This is a genomic window from Corynebacterium sp. HMSC06D04 (genome assembly GCF_001807315.1).
Taxonomy (GTDB): domain Bacteria; phylum Actinomycetota; class Actinomycetes; order Mycobacteriales; family Mycobacteriaceae; genus Corynebacterium; species Corynebacterium simulans.
Genome location: NZ_KV788540.1, coordinates 18,750 through 39,700, shown reverse-complemented (window position 1 = coordinate 39,700; position 20,951 = coordinate 18,750). Strand labels below are relative to the sequence as shown.

Genomic DNA, 20,951 nt, shown 5'->3' with positions numbered 1-20,951 from the left:
CGACGGCGCGTGACCGCCATGGCCTCCGTGAGCTTCGACTCGCTGCCGCAGAACGGCGCGGTGCTCACCAAGCTCATGGTCTGCGGTATGACCCACCGACTGTCCTACAAGGACGTTGCTGTCGTGACGATCATCATCCCGCTCGTGACTTTGGCCATCATGCGGGGGCGAAGCCGTTAAGGCGATAGCCCAAGCCCGGCTCGGTGAGGAAATAGCGCGGACGTGACGGATCCGGCTCGAGCTTGTGGCGCAATTGCGACATGTAGACGCGCAGATAATTGGTCTCTTGCTCATAGTTTTTGCCCCACACTGCCTGTAGCAAATCGGTGCTTTTGACGAGAGACTCGTAGTTGCGGGCCATGTATTCGACGATTTTCCATTGAATGGGTGTGAGGTGGATGCGTGAGTCATCCACGTAGACACTTGATTGGGCAAGGTCGAGGCGTAACCGGTTATCCGAGGAGACGAGTACGGGGTTCACTCGTTCGGTGGCGAAGGCGGTGGCGGCGCGGCGTAGGGCGGATCGGAGCCGGGCGAGCAGCTCACCAGTGGAAAACGGTTTGGTGACGTAGTCGTCGGCGCCCTCGTCGAGGGCGTTGATCTTGCCCTCTTGTTCATGGCGGGCGGAGACCACGATGACGGGCACAGTCGACCATGTGCGCAGCGAGCGCAGGACTTCTAGACCAGACGTGTCCGGAAGGCCGAGGTCCAACAGAACTGCCTGGGGTTGCCACTGCCCAGAGACTTTCAGGGCGGAGGCTGCTGTCTTTGCAACGCGAACTTGATAACCCCGCGCCTTGAGGTTGATTGAAACCGCAAGGGCTAGCGTATGGTCGTCTTCAACGATGAGGATGCGGGGCCCTTGGTCGGCTTCGGGTGCCGCAGAGGATGAATGGAGTTGGGACACTACTGCTTTCCACCTTCGGGTGTAGAGGTACAAGGCATTTCGATGACGATGGTCGCGCCGCCACCGGGGGTCTCGGCGGGGTAGATGTGTCCGCCCATGGCTTCAGTGAAACCACGGGCCACGGCCAGACCCAGGCCGAGCCCCAAGGCGTCATCTGATAGCCGTTGGAAAGGCAGAAACAAGCTATCCCACTGGTCTCGAGGAATGCCAGGGCCGTGATCAGCAATCCTAATCTGTACGATGTTATGGTCGTCGCGAAGGCCAGAAGGCCCGATTGAAGCGGCATCGTCGGCCACGCTGGCCAGGTGTGCCTCGCGCGCCGTGATATCGATGTGGGTGCCCGCGCCGTGGTTGACCGCGTTGGCGATGACGTTTGCTAGTACGCGCTGGACGAGGCCGTAATCCGCGAGGATCGGGGGCAGCGTGACAGGGATGTCCACACGCACGCCTCCTGCAGAGACGCTGTGCTCATCGAGCGCAGCGTCGACGATGTCCGCGACATCAATAGCCTGCGAGTTTGGTCGAAGCACCCCCGTATTGAGGCGAGACATGTCAAGCAGATGATTGATAACTATCTCGAGACGGTGCGCCGAGGACTCGATGGTGTTGATGAGGGCCTGGCGGTCGGCCTCAGAGATTTCGACGTCGCCGAGCGTGAGACCGGAGACTGCCGTGGTGATGCCGGCTAGCGGCGTTCGTAGGTCGTGCGAGACCGCGGTGAGCAGCGTGGAACCGACTCGGTTGGAGGACTCCAGGGCTGAGGTCGCCCGTCGCATCGCTTCCATTTCCTGCCGGTCGAGAATGGCGGTAATGCGAGCACCGTGGGCTTCGATCATATCGATCTCAGACGGGCTGAGTTCCCGGTTGCCGATGACTAGGCGCAGTGAGTCACCGATCCCCACGTGGTTGGCGGATTCACCGGCACGACTTTTTTGCTGTGCCACAACTACATCCGAGGACTCCGCGTTGGACTCGATGGTCCACCACTTCTTGTCTTCACTGGAATAGCGCTGAAGGAGGACCTTGTCCAACGAAAAAGTCTCGCCAAGTCGCCGCAATAGTGATTTGAGATCCGCCCCCTCGTAAATGACGCCGCGCGCAAGGTCTGCCATGATGACGGCCTGTGTTTGACGTCGTTTCGCTTCGTCTGCGCGCCGTTCAGCGTAGTCCACGATATACGCCACGGTCAGAGCGATGATGATGAAGAAGCCCACCGAGGTTATCGACTCCGGCTCGGTAATACTCAACGTGTGGGTGGGAGCGGTAAAGAACCAGTTGGCCAACAGCGAACCACTGATGACCGCGAGCAGCGCCGGCCACACGCCGGCCGCGATGGCGCTAAAGACCACGATGGTGAGAAATCCCAGCAGGATGGGGCTCAAGAACTTTTCCTCCGGATTAAAGAGCAACATGAGCACCGTAAACCCCGGGGGGAAGAGCAACGCCGCAAACCAACCGGTCAGTAGGCGGACTCGGCCGAAAATCGTGCCTCGCCGCGGCCGTTTTGGCTGGGGGTCATCTGACGAGGACAGGGAGACGATGTGGACATCAATCGTGCCCGAGCCATCGATCACACGCTCGGCAACTCCATTGGCAAGAGTGTGCCCCCAGCGTGGCCGGCGGCCGATAACCAATTGCGACGCGTTGATAGAGCGTGCGTATTCCAACAGCGTGCCGGCGACGTCGTCGCCGATGAGCACGCGCCACTGGCCATTGAGATCTTCCACCAGCTCTTGCAGACGGCGCAGCGCGGAAGGGGTTTGGTTGGAGGTCAAACCCTCGTTGCTGGCGACGTAGACCGCCACCATTTCTCTGCCCGAAACTCTTCCTGCGATACGGGCGGCGCGCCGAATGAGTGCTTCGGACCCGTCGCTGCCCGACACCGCTACGATGAGGCGCTCGCGGGTCGGCCATGTCGAGTCGATCTCGTGGTTCTCGCGGTAGGCCGCGAGACCTTCTTCGACCTTGTCAGCCAACCACAGCAGCGCCAATTCGCGCAGGGCAGTCAGGTTTCCCAAGCGGAAGTAGTTCTCCAGGGCCTTGGCCGCCATGGCTCCGTGGTAGATCTCGCCCCGCGCGAGCCTGATACGCAGCGAGTCGGGGGATAAGTCGACCAGCTCGATGTGGTCGGTATCGCGGAGCACCTGATCGGGGATGGTTTCACGCTGCCGGGTGTTTGTGACCGCCGCTACGACGTCGTTGAGCGATTCGAGGTGCTGGATGTTGAGCGTTGAGATGACGTCGATCCCGGCGTCAAGCAGCGTGTAGACGTCCTGCCAACGCTTTTGCGAGACTTCTGTGGCTGCGAACTCGGCATCACCGGTGACGACGGTGTGCGCGAGCTCGTCGACGAGAAGCACGTCTGGAGCAAGTGCCAAGCAGGCGTCGACATCTAGCTCTTCGAAGACCCGCCCGCGATAGGTGGTTTTCTTTCGCGGGATGACGGTTAAACCCTCGACCAGTTCCGCGGTGCGTTTCCGGCCGTGCGTTTCTACGACGCCGACCATGACGTTAAGCCCCTGCCGCTGCAATTCATGTGCTTCGTTGAGCATGGCGCAGGTCTTGCCCACGCCGGGGGCAAAGCCAAGGTAGACTTTGAGTTTTCCACGGTGGCTGTGGGATGGCTCGAAGGGCGCAGAGTCGGTAGTCGCTCGAGGAGACTCAGAGGCAGACATAGTTACCAATTATATCCTTGGGAGTGTTTATTCTGGGCGGCGTGTGTCGAGGGGAGAAAGACGGAGACAGACCCCGCGCGGGCGGGCACGGGGCGAAAAGAGGATTACTCGGCGACAAGCTTAGCGAGGTCGTAGTTGAGTGTGACTACGTTGACGGCCACACCATTCGGGCTTCCAGTAAAGGAGTTCATGAACCCTACCTGGTTGTCCTTGATAAGCTGACGGAGATCGTCCTCGCCTAGGCCGGTGGCCTTGGCTATGCGTGGCACCTGGATCTCGGCGTACGCGGTGGAGATGTGCGGGTCAAGACCGGAGCCGGAAGCCGTGACGGCATCGACAGGCACGCGGTCTTCACTCACGCCCTCGCGGGCAGCGACCTCTGCGCGGCGCTTTGCAATCTCGTCCTGATATTCCTGCGAGACCACGGCGGCGTTGGATGCGGACGAAGACATAGCGTCCCAGCCATTGTCGCCTGCGGCGGACGGCCGCGGCTGGAACCACTGGTCTCCCTCGACGGGGTTGGCGATGAGGCGGGAGCCGACGATCTCGTTGTTGGCGTCGCGTAGGAGGCCACCGTTGGACTTATCCGGGGATAGCTTGCCCACGCCGATGAGGACCATGGGATAGATGAAGCCCAGTATGAGCATCATCACCAACAGTGTTCGCAACGCAGTCCATTGCGCGCGGACGTTGAATCCCGTGCTAAAAGGACTTGCGCCGGCAGCGTGGTACAGATCCGGGTTGTTCCCGAATTCATCCGAGCGCGTCAGGTCGTGGCTGATGGGCTCATCCGTTGCTGTTGAGTGTGCCCTCGCGGATTGTGGAGTCTGAGGAGTGTGCATGGTTTAAATTCCTAACCCATTACCAATGATGAGGTCGATGATCTTGATGCCAATGAACGGGGCTACGAAGCCACCGAGGCCGAAAATGAGTAGGTTGCGGCGCAGCAGTGCGGAAGCACTGGCCGGGCGGTAGGACACGCCCTTGAGCGCCAACGGAATGAGCGCCACGATAATGAGCGCGTTGAAGATGACAGCGGACAAGATGGCCGAGGTCGGAGAATGCAGGTGCATGATGTTGAGGGCTTGCAGCCCCGGGAATGCGGTGATAAACATCGCCGGTAAGATGGCGAAGTATTTTGCTACGTCGTTCGCGATGGAAAAGGTCGTCAGGGAGCCACGCGTGATGAGCAGCTGCTTGCCGATTCCCACGATGTCGATGAGCTTCGTCGGGTCTGAGTCCAAGTCGACCATGTTGCCGGCTTCCTTGGCGGCGGTCGTACCGGTGTTCATCGCCACTCCCACGTCAGCCTGCGCCAACGCCGGAGCATCGTTGGTGCCGTCACCGGTCATGGCCACCATGTGACCACCGGCCTGCTCTTTTTTTATGAGCGCGAGTTTTTGGTCCGGAGTAGCCTCGGCGAGAACGTCGTCGACGCCGGCTTCCTTGGCGATGGCTTGAGCGGTCAGCTCGTTGTCACCGGTGATCATGACGGTACGAATGCCCATCTCGCGCAGCGTCTTGAAGCGCTCGACCATGCCGTCTTTCACAATGTCCTTGAGATGGATAACACCGAGGACGCGTGACAAGGAGGAATTGGCGGTCGCTTCACGAGGATCGGATCCGGGCTCCGGGGCGTTAATGAGCTCGGCGACCACGAGTGCGGTGCCGCCGTCTTGACTAATTGAGTTGACCACGTCCTCGGTCTCTGCCGGAACAGTGCCGCCGAGCTCGCGGACAGTTGTCATGATCTGCTTGGCCGCGCCCTTGACGATCATTTCGGAATCGCTGAGTTTCACCCCCGACATGCGGGTCTGCGCAGTAAATGCGATGAATTCGAGGTTGCGAAAGTGTTCCTCTGGCATTTCACCTCGGGCGGCTTCCGCCAGCTTGACAATGGAACGTCCCTCCGGGGTCTCGTCGGCCATGGAGGAAAGCTGCACCTTGTATATAAGCTCGTCTTGGTCGTACCCGCCCACAGGAATTACGTTCACGGCCTGGCGGTCGCCGACCGTAATCGTGCCCGTCTTGTCAAGCAACAGAGTGGAGACGTCACCGGCAGCCTCGACGGCACGCCCGGACATGGCCAGCACATTGTGCTGCACCAGACGGTCCATGCCGGCGATGCCGATGGCGGATAACAGCGCGCCGATGGTGGTTGGGATCAGGCAGACCAACAAGGCGACAAGAACCAGGGGATCCTGCGCCGCACCATTAAATGCCGCGGTCGGGGCTAGCGCCATGACAACGAGCAGGAATATCAGGGTCAATACGTTGAGGAGCGTGGACAAGGCAAGCTCGTTCGGGGTCTTCTGGCGATTGGCGCCTTCGACTAAACCGATCATACGGTCCATGAAGGACTGACCGGGCTCGTTGGTGACCTTGATTACGACCCAGTCAGACAACACGCGGGTACCACCGGTGACGGCGCACCGGTCGCCTCCAGATTCTCGGATGACCGGGGCGGATTCGCCGGTGACGGCTGACTCGTCCACGGAGGCCGCCCCAACGATGACGTCGCCGTCGGCTGGAATGGTCTGACCGGCTTCTACGAGGACGACATCCTCTTTGGCCAGCTCGGTTGAGGGGACTTCTTCGGTCTCGTAGTTGGCCGGGCTGAGCTCAACGTTGGTGCGGCCGGAGCCGGACCCGGCGGTGACGAGGACCGTGGAGGTGATGCGACGGGCAGTGGTGGTCGTCCGTGATCGACGTAGGGCGTCCGCCTGAGCCTTGCCACGACCTTCTGCGAAGGCTTCAGCAAAGGTTGCGAAGAACACCGTGGCCCAGAGCCAGAGAGAAATGGAGAAACTAAACAAAGTCGGTTGGGTACAGGCGATGATGAAGGTGAACACAGCGCCCACCTCTACTAAGAACATCACCGGCGTTTTAACGAGCTCTTTCGGGCTCATCTTGCGCAGAGCCAAAGGCACCGTGGCCTTGAGCTGCTCTGCGGAAAAAGTAGATGTGGTCGAGCTCATAGAGTCGCCTCCAAAATCGGTCCTAGGACGAGAGTGGGAAGGAATGTTAGTGCACCGACGATGAGAACGACGCCTATCAGCAGGCCGACGAATAGCCCGCTGTGCGTCGGCAGAGTGCCCGAAGTCGTCGGGATGATGCGTTGCTTGGCCATGGCGCCGGCAATTGCCAGGACCATAACGATGGGCAGAAAACGCCCCAACAGCATGCACATACCGAGGGAGATGTTGAACCACCAGGTGTCTGCTCCGAATCCGGCGAATGCCGAACCGTTGTTGTTGGATGCGGAGGTGAATGCGTAGACCAGGTCGCTAAAACCGTGCGGTCCCGCCGCGGATAGAGAGTCTGGGGTGCTTGGCAGAAGGACGGATAGTGCCACTCCGCCCAGCACGAGGGTTGGCATCACGAGGACGTACAGGCAGACCTTGATCATTTCGCCGACGCCAATGCGCTTTCCCAGGTATTCCGGTGTGCGCCCGACAATAAGGCCGGCGATGAACACCGACAGAATGGCCATGACCAGCATGCCGTACAACCCAGTGCCGACACCGCCTGGAGAGACTTCGCCGAGCAGCATATTTAAGATGAGAAGGCCGCCGCCGAGAGGAGTGTAACTCGAGTGGAATGAATCAACTGCGCCGGTCGACGTCATTGTCGTTGTCACCGCGAACAGCGCAGACGGGATGGTACCAAGCCGCATTTCGCGACCTTCCATGCCGCCGCCGATAGCGCCGGAAGCAGTGGCCTCGAGGGCGGTGACGGAAGCGAGTGACAGGAAGTACAACACCGCCATGGCGGAAAGAATGGCGTAGCCCTGGCGGGTATCGCGGACCATGAGACCGAATGTGCGAGTGAGAGACACCGGAATGACAAGGATGAGGAAGATTTCCAGGGCGTTGGACCACACGGTCGGGTTCTCGAACGGGTGGGCCGAGTTCGCATTGAAGTATCCGCCACCGTTGGTACCCAGTTCCTTGATGACTTCTTGGGAGGCCACAGCGCCGCCGGGGATGGTCTGGGTAGCGCCGGTAACTGTGGTAAAAGTCTCCGGGGGTTGCAGGTTTTGGATGACTCCCTGGGTCATGAGAAACAGCGCGCCCAAGGTTGCCATGGGCAGGAGGATGCGCAGACAGACGCGGGTAAGATCCACCCAAAAGTTACCGATGCGCCCGTCGCCGTTACGGGCCGCGAACCCTCGGATAAGCGCAGCAGCGACGGAAATGCCTACGGCACCGGAGACGAAGTTTTGGACCGTCATGCCGAGCATCTGCGTCAGCTGCGACATCGCAGTTTCACCGGAGTAGGACTGCCAGTTGGTATTGGTTGTAAACGAGACCGCAGTATTCCACGCTTGGTCCGGATCTACTGGGCCCATGCCGTGCGCCCACGGCAAGTACTGCTGGAGGCGTTGCAGTAGGTACAAGACAATGATCGAAAACATGGAGAAGGCCAAGAGGCTACCGGCGTAGCGGCGCCAAGTTTGCCGGGCGGAAGAATCTACCCCCAACACCTTGTAGATGGCCTTCTCTATCTTGAGATCGTTGGCTCCTGTGAAAACCTTTGCCATGTACCCGCCCAGTGGGACGTACAGCACGGCGAGGAGCGTGAATACCGCGACGAACGGGATATACCCGCCGATAACCCCGGTCATGAGAAGTCCTCAGGGTGCAACAGAGCGATGAGCAAATAGATGACGGCCGCGATCCCTAGAATCGCGCCTACAGTAAGTTCCCAGGTCATAGCTTATCCACCACCTGAGCTATCCATTGAATGATAACGAACAGCACAATGGTGGCAAGCGTCAAAATAATGTCGAATGCCATGGATGTATAAAAGCACCCATCGGCACCGCTACATCTGGGTCTTAACGAGATTTTGACATCTACGCTGAGGGAAGAGCTAGTCTGCGACGAGTGGCTCCATGGTCAGCTCCGGGTGCTCCTTCTCAATGAAAGCTAGCTTCCACTTATCGCCGAAGAGGGCGATTAGTTCGCCGTCAGTGCGGGTAAAGATTTCCACGCCACGCTGGCGGCCGAGCTCAGAGGCGGACTCGGCGTCGGTGCGACGGGCAACGGAATACGGGATGGGCTCCGTGACGGTTTCCACGTTGTATTCCACTTCCATGCGCGCCTGCATGACCTCGAACTGCATGGGACCCACCGCAGCCATCACCGGAGCTGCGTCGCCACGGGCCTCATTGCGCAGGATCTGGACGACGCCCTCAGCAGCCAACTGATCCAAGCCCTTACGGAAGGCCTTGTAATCGCCCAAAGACTTCGCACGTAGAATGCGGAATGCCTCCGGTGCGAACTGCGGCATCGGCTTGAACTGCACCTTCTTGCCAGAGTAGATGGTATCGCCAGGTGCCAGGGAACCGGCGTTGACGAGGCCCACGATGTCGCCCGGGTAGGCGGTGTCGATGGTGTCGCGCGTGCGGCCGAAGACAGTCAGCGCGTACTTCGTGGAGAAGCTGCGGCCGGATTGGGCGTGGGTGACCTGCATGCCGCGGTCGAACTCGCCGGAGACCACGCGCATGAATGCCAAGTTATCGCGGTGCTTGCGGTCCATGCCCGCCTGCACTTTGAAGATGACGCCGGAGAAGTCATCGGTGACCTCGCGGACCTCGTCGATGGCTGCGTTGGCGCCGCCGGACGCCTCGATTGCCTTCGGATCGGAATCGCGCGAGCGCGGGGCCGGGGCGATGGCGCAGAGGGTATCGAGAATCTGGTGCACGCCGAAGTTCAACATTGCGGAGGCAAAGATCAGCGGGGAAGTAACGCACTGCTCGAATAGCTCCTGGTCATGCAGCGCGCCGTCGGCAGCCAGTAGCTCTGCTTCCTCGACGGCGGTCTCCCAGGCATCACCTTCCTTGGCCTCAGCGCCGCTCGGATCGTAATGCTCCTCCGGTGCGATGGTCGAGCCACCCGCAGTACGGATGAAGTGGATGTAGTTATCCGCTTCGCCGTCTTCATTGATGTGCGCCAAGCCACGGAAGTCACCAGCGATGCCGACCGGCCAGTACAGCGGGGTGGGCTGTAGCTGAATCTCGTTGACGATCTCGTCCACGAGCTCCAGCGGTTCGCGGCCGACACGGTCCCACTTATTGATAACCGTAACAATCGGCAAACCGCGGGCCTTGCACACACGGAAGAGCTTGAGGGTCTGTGGCTCCAGGCCCTTCGCGGCGTCGATAAGCATGACTGCGGCATCAACCGCAGTAAGAACGCGATAGGTATCCTCCGAGAAGTCCGCGTGGCCCGGGGTATCGACCAGGTTGATCATGTAAGGCTCACCCGTATGGCCCTCCGGGGCGTACTCGAACTGGAGGGCAGAAGAAGCTACGGAGATACCGCGGTCCTTTTCCATCTCCATCCAGTCAGAGACCGTGGCTTTACGGTTTCCCTTGCCGTGCACGGCACCTGCTTCATTAATGATGTGCGCATGCAACGCCAGCGCCTCCGTAAGGGTGGATTTACCGGCGTCCGGGTGGGCGATGACGGCAAATGTACGACGGCGGGTGGCTTCGGAGGCAATACTCATGCGCGTAAGTTTAGCGGTCTTGACCTAAAGTGCTGGAATCGCGCCGCAGCAATTAATTCCAGTCCACGCCAAGTTGCTCGCCCAAGTCATCGAAGATGCGGCGAGCAACGCTTGCCTTCTTGGCCATCGGTCGACGCATGCCCGGCTTGCGCTTGCTGTTGAAATACTGGCCAGACTCAAAGTGCACGCCCGGCGTGCCAGTGAGGTAATATGCAAGGCTCTCGCCGCCGGCCTGGGCTTTTCCAAAGTACTTGGAGATGGCGCCGGTGTAGAACTTGCTCGTGCGGGTCTGCGATGACCGTGCAAAGTTGGTTGCCAAGACGCCGGGGTGGAAGGCCACGGAAGTCATCCCATGATCGTGGAGATACTGCGTAAGCAAAATATCGCCCAGCTTGGCGTTGCCGTAGGCACGCTCCGCGGTGAACTTCTGGAAGGTATTTGGATCGCCCGGATCGAATGCAGACATCAAGAAGTTAGCCACCGAAGCGGTTTGCACGATGGTGGCATCCGTTTCGCGCAGCTTCTCCCGCAGCAAGGAAGTTAGCAGGAAAGGCGCCACCACGTTAACCTGCCACGTGCGTTCAAATCCATCGGCCGTGGTGAAAGGGCCATCGAAGATCCCGCCCGCATTGTTTCCCAACGCGTGAATCTCCTCGAGCTCACCTAATTCTTCTGCCAAGCGGCGCACCTGGCCCAAAGACTCAAAGTCCGCTAGGTGGAAGGAAGCCCCCACGCTTTCTGCCACAGCCTTGGTCTTTTCGGGATTACGGCCAACCAGCACCAGGCGATCCTGCGGGCGTTGAGCGCGGAGCACGCGGGCTGCTGCAGCGCCGATGCCGTCAGAGGCACCAGTGATGACGATGGTTTGAGGGTCGTGGCTCATGAATTAAAGCTTAGAGGCTATGAGCTTTTTCTGGTGGGTTACTTGCGGGAATGAATCTCATTCTGCGCGAATTGAATGCCGCGGGAAACGATGAGCCCCACGGCGTCGGCAGCCGTGGCGATTGCGGCGTCGAAACCAGTACCGGAATCCACCGGCCCCAGGACATAATCCGGTATGGATGTGCCCTTCGGCGGGCGGGCGATGCCGATGCGAATGCGAGGGTACTCGCGGGTGCCCAAGCGTTCGCTCAAGGACTTCAACCCGTTGTGGCCGTTTTCATTGCCGCCTACCTTGATGCGAATCTTATGCGCTGGCAAATCGAGCTCATCATGAATCACGATGATGCGCTCCGCTGGAATCTGTAATTCCTCTGCGAAGGGAGCGATCGGGTCACCAGACAAGTTCATAAAAGTTGCGCAACGGGCAACGACTACGGCGATATCGCCCACCATTACCTGCGCCGCGGACAATTTATGGCCCTTAACCGGCTGCAGGATATCTCCGGAATCGGCTAAAAGGTCATCGACTGCCATGTAGCCCACGTTGTGGCGAGTCGCGGCGTACTGCGCGCCGGGGTTGCCAAGGCCCACCACGAGCCATTGGCCAGAAAGGTCAGAAACTTCCAGCAGGGGAGCCTGCTTCTGGCGTGCTGTGCTCCGGTGAAGCCCCTCCTTCACAATACTTGCTTTGGAACCCGCCGAAGAGCGAAGCTGCTGCAAAAATTCCTTGATGGTTGCGCCGAGGGAAGACATAAAGCACACCTTAATGTGGGGAGTAAAAAATAGCTTACGCGCATCCTTTGCCTAGTGTGGGCGAGATGAGCACACTACTTGAAAGCTTAGAAGCCAGAATACTTCCCGCCCCCATGGCCGGGGGACCCACGACCCCGCGCAGCGTTCTGGCGGCATCGGCAGCCGGCTCCTTTGGTGCTTTGGCACTGGGCACTGCTTCCCTCGAAGCGGCGCGGGAACAGATTGCGGCCTGCGAGGGTGAGCATTTTGGGGTAAATCTTTTCTGCCCGCAGAAGCCGCTGGGTGAAGACTCGATGGCGGCGGTGCGCGCTATGGCGGAATCAGAAGGCGTGGAGGTTCCTAGCGTCGACTATTCCAACGGATGGGAGGATAAGCTCCAGCTAGCGCTAGATGGCGGCGCGGCGGTGCTGTGGTCCATGTTCGGTACCTTTAGTCTTGGCGAGATTGACCGTATCCACGCTGCGGGAGCGGAGGCTTGGACCACGGTTACCTCGCCGGAAGAAGCTATCGCTGCTGCCAAAGTTGGGGTAGACGCGTTGTGTGTGCAGGGGCCTGAGGCCGGCGGGCACCGCGGGGTCTGGGATGCTGAAGCGGAGCCGGATTGGCGCCCGCTGCCGGAGCTGGTGGCGGCAGTTTACGCCGCGCTTGGCGACGCCCCTTTACCTCTGATTGCCGCAGGTGGACTGCGTACATCCGAAGACGTCGCCCGAGCCCTTTCATGGCCAGGCGTTGAAGCGGTCAGCTGTGGTTCGGCCTTCTTGCTGGCTGAGGAGGCTGGAACCAGCGCCTTTAATCGCGAGCTTCTTGCAAGCGGCGGCAAGAGTGTATCCACTCGTGCGTTTTCCGGCCGCTTTGCCCGCGGGCTGGAAACTGAGTTCACTCGGGCCCACCCAAAAATGCCCCCGATGTACCCCTTCTTGAATCCGATTTTGAAACCACGCCGCCAAGAACAGGATGCTGCAGTGGCCTATTGCCTGGTGGGGGAGCAGGTGGAGAAAATAAACGGGGGTAGTGTGGCGGAAATCCTGTGGCGTCTATGCCAAAACGGGCAACACTAGGCGTTAATATTTACGGTTGAATGTTGGTTTACCCCCCATGACGAGTAAAGGAAAAGAACACGTGACTGCGAACGCACAGGTTGGACATGCTGACTGGAACGAGCGCCTTGAGCTTGCTCAGGAAATGATCCCGCTGATCCACCAACTGCACCGCACCAACAACGTTGTTGCCACCATCTACGGCCGCAACTTGAATGGCGTGACGGACATCGACATCATGAAGGCGCACCGCTACGCACGCCGTATTGCAAAGCGCGAACTTTCCACCGCAGAGACCCTTCCTATCCTGAAGGAACTGTGCGACATGAACCTGGGCTCTGCTTCCATCGACCTGGGCCGCCTGGCTGCTGGCTACTCTGAGTCTGACGCCAACAACCTGCGCGACTACCTGGAGCAGGAACTCTGCGACCTGGTTGGCGCTGCTGTTGATAAGGAATGCACCGACGTTGTGCTCTACGGCTTTGGCCGCATCGGCCGTCTGCTGGCCCGTATCCTGATCGCTCGTGAGGCTGCATACGGCGGCGTCCGTCTGCGTGCCATCGTTGCCCGCAAGAAGGGCGACGGCGATATCTTCAAGCGTGCCTCCTTGCTGCGCCGCGACTCCGTTCATGGTGCTTTCAACGGCACCATCGCTGTGGATGAAGAAAACGACGTTATCTGGGCAAACGGCACCAAGATTCAGATGATCTACGCCAACGACCCGGCTGATATCGACTACACCGCTTACGGCATTGACAATGCCATCCTGGTTGATAACACCGGCGTATGGCGTGACCGCGCTGGCCTGGAGCAGCACTTGCAGTCCAAGGGCATCGACCGCGTGCTGCTGACCGCGCCGGGCAAGGGCGATCTGAAGAACATCGTCTACGGCATCAACGATGACACCATCGAGGATTCTGACAAGATCCTGTCTGCCGCATCCTGCACCACCAACGGCATCACCCCTGTTCTTAAGGTCATCAATGATCGTTACGGCGTTGTCCACGGCCACGTGGAGACCGCTCACTCCTTTACCAATGACCAGAACCTGATTGATAACTTCCACAAGGGTGACCGTCGTGGCCGCGCAGCTGGTCTCAACATGGTTCTCACCGAGACCGGTGCTGCGAAGGCAGTCTCCAAGGCTGTTCCGGAGTTTGAGGGCAAGCTGACCGGTAACGCTATCCGCGTTCCTACCCCAGACGTTTCCATGGCAGTGCTGAACCTGGAGCTGGAGAAGGAAGTCGAGCGCGACGAGGTCAACAACTTCTTGCGCAACGTCTCCCTGCACTCTGACCTGCGCCAGCAGATTTCCTACATTGCTTCTCCGGAGGTTGTCTCCTCTGACTTCGTCGGCTCCACCCACGCCGGCATTGTCGACGGCCTGGCAACCATCGCTTCCGGCAAGCACCTGGTTCTCTATGTCTGGTACGACAACGAGTTCGGCTACTCCAACCAGGTAATTCGCATCGTCGAGGACATCGCAGGCGCACGTCCTCGCGTATTCCCGGCTCGCGTTGAGGCACACGAGCTCTAAGCCTCTTCGCGCAGATTAAGCGCTACCCACCCCTGGGGCCACATTTTCGGTGTGGCTCCAGGGGTCTTTGTTTAGGCAGGCATGGGATCGGGTTGTAGTGCTAGGGCGCACGTACCCCTGAGTGGGTTGTTCGACTACGTGTATCCACGGCTGAGTTTTAGGATGTTTCGATGTGAAATCTAAACCCAGGCATTCGCAACCACACCGTGCCCAAAGCGCTGAAATAGCTGAAAATGCTGGTAGCAATCAATCTCCTGCGTCTCGGTGGATAAACGCCGGGCAATGGCTGATCGGTACGCCTTGGGGAAGGCTTGTCATTATTATTGCGTTGTGCGCGGCGCTGGCACCATCAGTATTACGAGGTTTTCACCTCCGGTATTACATCGATCTTGATGTCTACGCTGCAGGCGGTCGCGCGGTGCTGACAGGCCAGTCGCTCTACGACGACGGCTTCGATGTGCGTGGGGCGCATTTGCCTTTTACATATCCGCCGTTGGCCGCAATGCTTTTTGCCCCGTTGTCGCTTCTGCCGCACTCGGTCGCAGCGGTTATCATGCTCGCAGTATCAACCGCGGCGCTCTGGTGGTGCATTCACCGTATCGTGGACATGCTGGGGCTTGCTGAGTATCTCGGTGGCAGCAAAGGGTGGCTGAGCACCGGGCTGCTTGCGTTGGCCTTGGTGACAGAACCCGTGCGGCAGACCCTCATGTTTGGCCAGATCAACATCGTGCTGATGTTTCTCGTGCTCGCCGATGTCTTTGGTCGCCGCAGTCTCCGTGGGTGGGGCGTGGGACTTGCGGCGGCCATCAAGCTTACTCCTGCGGTCTTTGGCCTGTATTTCCTTATCACCCGGCAATTTAAGGCTGCGGCGATGTCCGTAGCGACCGGAATTGCAGCGACGCTGTTGGCAGCACTCGTCTTGCCGGCCGACTCCCGCGAATACTGGACGCATACCTTGGGCGATCCGACCCGGATCGGTGGAATCGATTACGTGGGCAATCAATCTCTCCGCGGCGTCGTTGAGCGTGCCCTCGGGCCAGGGGAGGGCCACGGCCTGTGGGTCGGCGCGTCGCTGGTGGTTTTCTGCGTCGTCGCGGTGGCCATGTGGCGACACCGCGACGACATGGTGGCGCTGCTAGGACTCAACTCGCTTGTAGCACTTCTTATCTCCCCGGTGAGCTGGTCGCACCACTGGGTTTGGTTGCCGGTGCTGCTTATCCCGCAGCTCGTGCGCTGGGCCCGCGGTGGGGTGCCGGGCGCTACACTCGTGTTGATCGCGACGATGCTGTTTACCTTCATCGGGCCGCACTGGTTCGTGGATGGTTTGGATACCAGGCAGTGGTGGGCGGCGATATGCGCAGCGGACTTCGTCCTCATCGCAGTGGCATACCTTGTGCTTGCCGTGCGCGCCCCGCGGCCACGGGTTAACTCGTAGCGGGCGGGATAGCGGTTGCCGGGGATGACTACTTGTCTGACTTGTGCTTCCCGGTCTTCTTTTTCTTCTTGCCCTTGTGCTTTTTGCCTTCGGACTTGCGCGCAGCAACTTTGTCGCGCTCAAGTTCGGCGGCCACATCGGGGACGTAGGCGAACTCATCGCGCGGCGGGCGCTGGTATTCCTCGCCGCTTTCAGCTGGGCGCTCCGGAATCTCCGGAACCACCTGCTCGACGTGCTGATACGGAACCGTCTTTAGGATGTGGTTGATGACGTTGATACGAGAGCGTTTTTTGTCTTCAGATTCAACGGTGTACCACGGAGCGTTCGGGGTATCGGTGTGGACGAACATCTCGTCCTTTGCACGGGAGTAGTCCTCCCAGCGGGTGATGGACTGCAGATCCATGGGAGAGAGCTTCCAGCGACGCAGCGGATCGTTGCGGCGGGACTTAAAGCGCGCGATCTGCTCTTCGTCAGAGACGGAGAACCAGTACTTCAGCAGAATAATGCCGTCTTCAACGAGCATGTTTTCGAGCTGGGGCGCCTGGTGCAAGAAGCGGACGTATTCCTGTTGGGAGCAAAAGCCCATGACTCGCTCGACGCCGGCGCGGTTATACCAGGAGCGGTCAAAAATGACTATTTCGCCCGCGGTCGGAAGCTTTTCGATGTAGCGCTGGAAGTACCACTGGCCGGCCTCACGGTCGGTGGGTTTAGGCAGAGCTTCGATGCGGCAGGTGCGGGGGTTGAGGTACTGGGTGATGCGCTTGATAGCAGAGCCCTTACCCGCAGCGTCGCGACCTTCCATGATAATGACGATGCGGGCACCGGTTTCTACAACCCACTGCTGCATCTCGACGAGTTCGGCCTGCAGGCGCTTGAGTTCTTCCTCGTAAGCTTCCTTATCGAGCTTGGCAGGGGCGGTTTTGGATTTCTTGCTCATGCATTTAACTTTAGCCCGCTATCTGCGAAGATAGGTAATAAATCCAGGGCAATTATGCACAAGCATAGTAATTAACCACACGTGCACTCGGGCCCGCAGCCAGAAGGCGCTTCGCCGTAGTGCGTGGTGTTTTCGATAGCTCCTAAGCCTTCGACCTCAATGCGGACGGTTTGGCCGTCCTGAATAAAAGCCTGTGGCTCACGCGCAAATCCCACGCCCTCGGGCGTGCCGGTTACGATGACGTCGCCGGGATTAAGCGGGTACAGCTTTGAGCAGAACGCGATGAGCTCTGCGACGGAGAAAATCAGGTCATCGGTGTTATCTGCCTGGCGCACCTCGCCATCGACGGTGGTGGTAATGCGCGCGTTGCCGCCGGGTGCCCACTCATCAGAAGTGGTCAGCCATGGACCGAATCCAGCAGTGCGGTAGAAAGATTTGCCGGCATGGAATTGAGTGGTACGCCGCTGGAAATCCCGCAGCGTGTAATCATTCATCACGGCGTAGCCTGCGGCGTGTTCGAGCGCGTCTGCCATCGCAACATTGTGCGCACGAGAGCCGATAACCACGGCGAGTTCGCCCTCATAGTCGAGCTTGCTCGTGGCCCAGTCGGGGACATAGATATCGTCGTAGGGGCCGGTGAGCGCCTCCGGAAACTTAATGAACAAGGTAGGCTGCTCAGGCAGCTCACGCCCCATCTCACGCGCATGTTTGGCGTAATTGACGCCCACGCAGATAATCTTCGACGGCGTCGGGATGACGGGCGCTAAGTCCTGCTCGCGGAAAGCAATCGGCTCGCCAGAAAGCTGCGCGGACTTGCACCAATCCTCGGCCTGCAGGAGCTGGCCGACGTCGTCAAAGTCGAGCTCCACGCCCACGCCGGGGCCGTCGATGCGGATCGCAGTGGTGCCAAACTGGGTTCGCAAGGTGGCAAGTTTCATGTCGGAAAGTCTACGCGGAGTTGCAGGAAGCTTGGCGCAAAAGCCGGGGAGAAGCTTTAAGGCATGCGAATCTGGCCCGTGGGCGGGCTAGACAGCTTGCTTCGCGAGCTAAGTAGCGTGTTCTGAGAAATTGCTCAGCTCTTCGTCGAGGTAGGTGCGTTCTTCTTCCAACCAATCCGGCAGCGGCGAGTTAAGCGGCGGCGGAGATTTATCTGTCCAAGGTGGGATGTACCAGCCGCTGGGCGGAACCCAATAGACTGTGCCATGCCGCTCGAGCCATCCGCGCCCGCCGGCGGTGTCGTCGTCATTGACGGCATTGTGATACTGGCAGGCCATGGTGAGGTTTTCCGCGGATGTTTCGCCGCCATGGCGCCAGGCCTTTAGATGGTGGACTTGGCAATCGTTCGCGCCCTTTTTGCAGCCGAGCCAGGTACAGCGCGGGTTTTCCGCAGTAGCCATAAGCCGCTGCTTGGTGGAGGCAAAACGCGAGACTCGGTGTAGGTTCACAGGACCATGCACAGGATGCATGAGTACGTGGAAGCCGTGATCAAGGATGTTCCGGGTAGCCAGTTCAGTCGAGGAGATGAGCGCGCCATTGCTCAATTGGAACCAGACTTCGTGGCCTTCCAAGGCCCGCGCGTAGTTTTCCATTTTTGTCACCAACATGACAGAAATTGCTGGCTGACTAGGGTTTCCTTCGCCGAACCAGCGTTGTTTTAGCCCCGCGAGTGCAGATTCAGCGCTGCTGCAGTCAAGGCTGTCGCGCATATCGGTGAGGTCGGCGGAGGGGCCGCAAATAGTCAGGGTAGCTTGACCATCGGGATGCTGGGCCAGGCGTATTCCAGGCTTGCGTTCGCGGCGAGGCGAGTGCGCAGCAACCAATTCGCGGGCCTTCTTCTCGACGTCTCTCGTATCACCGGCCGTGGCCAAAGCCGTATGGCGCACGCGCCACCGTTCGGCCTCCGTGCGCAACTTGCGGGCCTGCTTTTCCACGGCAAGGAGCGTAGTAAGGGAGTGAGCACGCCCGCGTTCCATGGTTTCGCGACGCAAGCGCTGAAAAGAGTTACTGGGCGCGAAGGGCTCAGCGAGGGCTGCAAGGTCTATTGCCAGAGCATCGGGCACCCCGAGACTAGCGATTTCACTCGCTGTCTTGCCCACGGCTTCTTCGACAATATCCATGCCCCGACTTAACGTGCTGGCCAGTTCCCCCAAAACTGTCATAGCCCAGACCCTAAAGCAGCTTATGCCACGCCGCAACTGGAGCGGCGTCGGCAAGCGCAGCTAACTCGCGGACGCGATGCGGGTGATTTCTTGCGCTGCGTCTGCGCAGATGATGGGGATGTCCGCTTGCTCTTTCTTTGCCCACGGTTTAAGCACGAAGCTTGCGGGATCCATTCGACCCGGTGGGCGTCCGATGCCTACGGAAAGCCGCTGATAATCCTTGGTACCCAGAGACTTGGTGGTGGAGCGCAGGCCATTGTGCCCGTGGTCGCCACCGCCGACGCGGTGCTTGACGACGCCGAATTCCAGCTCCAGCTCATCGTGGACCACGATGAGGTTTGCAGGAGATAGCGAAAAGTACTGGAGGAGTGCCTTGATGGGGCCACCAGAGAGGTTCATGAAAGAACGCGGCTTGGCAAGGAATAACTTGGTCGAGCCAAGGCGAACTTCGGCAACTTCGGTGTTGGTCTTTTTATGCACTGAAAAGCTGGTGAAGTTGTCGTTAGCTAATTCATCGACAACACCGAAACCGATGTTGTGGCGGGTTCCGGCATATTTGGGGCCCGGATTGCCCAGGCCGACGATGAGATAATCAGTCACTAAGCCATTGTCTCATGCAGGTGCGAAAGAGCGCCCCTTGGCGTGAAAACGGGCAAACGCCCGCGCCGGCCACGATGGCCAGTGCGGGCGAATGTGCGTAAAAAGAGCGTGAAACTCTAAATTACTCTGCGGATTCCTCAGAGGATTCCTCAGCGGATTCAGCGCCAGCCTCAGCGCCGCCTTCCTCAGCAGCCTCAGCAGCTTCCTCGAGCTCTTCGTCAACCTCAGGCAGGGAGATGGAAGCGATGACGGTCTCTGCATCTGCAACCAGGGTGGTGCCTTCTGGCAGGGTGACGTCGCCAGCGGTGATGACAGTGCCGTCCTCGAGGCCCTCGATGGAAACGGAGATCTCCTCTGGGATGTTCAGAACGTCTGCCTCAACGAGGAGGACGTCAGCATCCTGAACGGACATGGTGCCCGGTGCGCTCTCGCCCTCGAGAACAACCGGAACCTCAACCTCAACCTTCTCGCCGCGCTTGATGGAAAGCAGGTCGACGTGGTCGATGTCCAGGGTCAGAACGTTCTGGTCAACGTGCTTGACCATGACGAGGTGCTGCTCACCCTCGAGCTCGAGCTCGAAAACAGCGTTGACGCCGTGTGCGCGAACCAGTGCGGTCAGCTCGAGACGGTCAACAGCGAAGTGCAGAACGTCAACGCCGTGGCCGTAGACAACGCCTGGGACCTTGCCAGCAACGCGCAGGCGGCGAGCGAAGCCCTTGCCGAACTCGTTACGTACTTCTGCCTTCAATACTGGGCGGGTGTTTGCCATAGTAAAACTCCTAGTGTCAAAGATTGGTGCGGCGAGACTTTAGCGAGTTCGAAAAACGGCGAAAGCCTGCCGATGGTCGTCTTGGTCGAGTCATCGCAGGCTTAAAACGTGTGAAATAACTTCTAATCGCGTCGATAACGGCTTTCCAATTCTGGGCAGCCCTCGCCGAGACAGCGAGAATACTAACACGCAGCGCCGAGAGCAGGCAAGTTACTTCTGCTCTTCTTCGCCGACAACTCCCTAGCCTTCGTCAGCTTCGTAGTCCTCGGCCGAAAAGTCATTGGAATCATCGGCCTCGCTAAGCGCGCTGCCTACCACCTTAGCGAGGCTATCGACGCTATCCCACCAGCTCTTCATGGAGATAAGCTCATGCAGGCTGTCCAATTGTGCAGGCGGAATTACCTTAAGATGTAACAAGCAGAACAACAACACAAGGAACCTCCACCTGGATCAATTCAGGTGGAGGTTCCTTGTGTTCTGTTTAGGAGAGTAGCTTGTATCCGCTCTTGTCTTTGAATTCCCCTGTGGCGATCATAATGAGATCCACGATGGTTCCCACTAAGAAGAGTCCTCCTGTGAAGAGCCAGAGCAGACCAGTTCCGATCTTTCCTACATATATGCGGTGAAGACCAGCCACAAGGAAGAGACCAAGGACGCACAGCACAGCTGCGACACCTTTGCTGTATTTGCTTTCCCCGGGGAAATAGTTCGCATTGTAGGTCATATCATTATGTCCTTTCCTTG

Annotated in this window: 18 protein-coding genes and 1 pseudogene; 4 read left to right on the top strand and 15 right to left on the bottom strand. The window is 59.1% G+C overall.

Features of this window, described 5'->3' with window-relative positions:
* Positions 1-6: 6 nt before the first annotated feature.
* A pseudogene (locus HMPREF3155_RS12855) lies at positions 7-180 on the top strand (GntP family permease); the annotation flags it as partial.
* Here HMPREF3155_RS12855 and HMPREF3155_RS05270 read toward each other — a convergent pair.
* From HMPREF3155_RS05270 to pth (HMPREF3155_RS05230), 9 genes are all read right to left on the bottom strand, one after another.
* Positions 158-907, bottom strand: coding sequence for a response regulator (locus tag HMPREF3155_RS05270; RefSeq protein WP_070432751.1), 750 nt, complete (start codon positions 905-907; stop codon positions 158-160). The pseudogene HMPREF3155_RS12855 and the gene HMPREF3155_RS05270 sit on opposite strands and share 23 nt — an antisense overlap.
* Positions 907-3,582, bottom strand: a complete 2,676-nt coding sequence (locus HMPREF3155_RS05265; protein WP_061921398.1) for a DUF4118 domain-containing protein — start codon at positions 3,580-3,582, stop codon at positions 907-909. The genes HMPREF3155_RS05270 and HMPREF3155_RS05265 overlap by 1 nt, the downstream gene beginning before the upstream one ends.
* A 104-nt stretch (positions 3,583-3,686) precedes the next feature.
* A complete protein-coding gene (locus tag HMPREF3155_RS05260; RefSeq protein WP_082778573.1) occupies positions 3,687-4,424 on the bottom strand; it encodes a potassium-transporting ATPase subunit C in 738 nt (245 codons plus the stop codon).
* Positions 4,425-4,427: 3 nt separating this feature from the next.
* Positions 4,428-6,560, bottom strand: a complete 2,133-nt coding sequence (gene kdpB / locus HMPREF3155_RS05255) for a potassium-transporting ATPase subunit KdpB (protein ID WP_061921401.1) — start codon at positions 6,558-6,560, stop codon at positions 4,428-4,430.
* Positions 6,557-8,209, bottom strand: coding sequence for a potassium-transporting ATPase subunit KdpA (gene kdpA, locus HMPREF3155_RS05250; RefSeq protein ID WP_061921404.1), 1,653 nt, complete (start codon positions 8,207-8,209; stop codon positions 6,557-6,559). The genes kdpB and kdpA overlap by 4 nt, the downstream gene beginning before the upstream one ends.
* Positions 8,206-8,298 carry a potassium-transporting ATPase subunit F gene (locus tag HMPREF3155_RS13465; protein WP_061921406.1) on the bottom strand — a complete coding sequence of 31 codons (93 nt, stop codon included), beginning with the start codon at positions 8,296-8,298 and terminating at the stop codon, positions 8,206-8,208. The genes kdpA and HMPREF3155_RS13465 overlap by 4 nt, the downstream gene beginning before the upstream one ends.
* Before the next feature lie 159 nt (positions 8,299-8,457).
* Positions 8,458-10,098 carry a peptide chain release factor 3 gene (locus tag HMPREF3155_RS05240; RefSeq protein WP_061921410.1) on the bottom strand — a complete coding sequence of 547 codons (1,641 nt, stop codon included), beginning with the start codon at positions 10,096-10,098 and terminating at the stop codon, positions 8,458-8,460.
* A 52-nt stretch (positions 10,099-10,150) separates the two neighbouring features.
* Entirely contained in the window at positions 10,151-10,981 is an 831-nt protein-coding gene (locus HMPREF3155_RS05235; protein ID WP_070432750.1) for an SDR family NAD(P)-dependent oxidoreductase, read from the bottom strand.
* Between the two features lie 38 nt (positions 10,982-11,019).
* Positions 11,020-11,733: an aminoacyl-tRNA hydrolase gene (gene pth, locus HMPREF3155_RS05230; RefSeq protein ID WP_083281254.1), complete on the bottom strand. Its 714-nt coding sequence runs from the start codon at positions 11,731-11,733 to the stop codon at positions 11,020-11,022.
* 65 nt (positions 11,734-11,798) lie between these two features.
* Between pth (HMPREF3155_RS05230) and HMPREF3155_RS05225 the strand changes: the two genes are divergently transcribed.
* The 3 genes from HMPREF3155_RS05225 to HMPREF3155_RS05215 all read left to right on the top strand — a co-directional run bounded on the left by HMPREF3155_RS05225 (position 11,799) and on the right by HMPREF3155_RS05215 (position 15,742).
* Entirely contained in the window at positions 11,799-12,791 is a 993-nt protein-coding gene (locus tag HMPREF3155_RS05225) for a nitronate monooxygenase (protein ID WP_070432762.1), read from the top strand.
* Between the two features lie 37 nt (positions 12,792-12,828).
* Complete coding sequence (locus HMPREF3155_RS05220; RefSeq protein WP_210385643.1) at positions 12,829-14,307, top strand: glyceraldehyde-3-phosphate dehydrogenase; 1,479 nt, start codon at positions 12,829-12,831, stop codon at positions 14,305-14,307.
* 418 nt (positions 14,308-14,725) lie between these two features.
* On the top strand, positions 14,726-15,742 hold the full coding sequence (locus HMPREF3155_RS05215; protein ID WP_083281253.1) for a glycosyltransferase 87 family protein: 1,017 nt from the start codon (positions 14,726-14,728) through the stop codon (positions 15,740-15,742).
* A gap of 28 nt (positions 15,743-15,770) precedes the next feature.
* On the opposite strand, the gene ppk2 is transcribed toward HMPREF3155_RS05215, so the two are convergent.
* From ppk2 to HMPREF3155_RS05180, 6 genes are all read right to left on the bottom strand, one after another.
* Complete coding sequence (ppk2, locus tag HMPREF3155_RS05210) at positions 15,771-16,679, bottom strand: polyphosphate kinase 2 (RefSeq protein WP_070432748.1); 909 nt, start codon at positions 16,677-16,679, stop codon at positions 15,771-15,773.
* Positions 16,680-16,750: 71 nt separating this feature from the next.
* Positions 16,751-17,617, bottom strand: coding sequence for a fumarylacetoacetate hydrolase family protein (locus tag HMPREF3155_RS05205; protein WP_070432747.1), 867 nt, complete (start codon positions 17,615-17,617; stop codon positions 16,751-16,753).
* Positions 17,618-17,725: 108 nt separating this feature from the next.
* The gene (locus HMPREF3155_RS05200; protein ID WP_070432746.1) at positions 17,726-18,796 is read right to left on the bottom strand and encodes an HNH endonuclease signature motif containing protein; all 1,071 of its coding nucleotides are present in this window, start codon (positions 18,794-18,796) and stop codon (positions 17,726-17,728) included.
* A 102-nt stretch (positions 18,797-18,898) separates the two neighbouring features.
* Complete coding sequence (gene pth / locus HMPREF3155_RS05195) at positions 18,899-19,438, bottom strand: aminoacyl-tRNA hydrolase (RefSeq protein ID WP_070432745.1); 540 nt, start codon at positions 19,436-19,438, stop codon at positions 18,899-18,901.
* 121 nt (positions 19,439-19,559) lie between these two features.
* Positions 19,560-20,207: a 50S ribosomal protein L25/general stress protein Ctc gene (locus tag HMPREF3155_RS05190; RefSeq protein WP_070432744.1), complete on the bottom strand. Its 648-nt coding sequence runs from the start codon at positions 20,205-20,207 to the stop codon at positions 19,560-19,562.
* Between the two features lie 481 nt (positions 20,208-20,688).
* Positions 20,689-20,931 (bottom strand): TM2 domain-containing protein, encoded by a 243-nt coding sequence (locus tag HMPREF3155_RS05180; protein WP_062041439.1) that lies wholly within the window; start codon positions 20,929-20,931, stop codon positions 20,689-20,691.
* Positions 20,932-20,951: the final 20 nt, after the last annotated feature.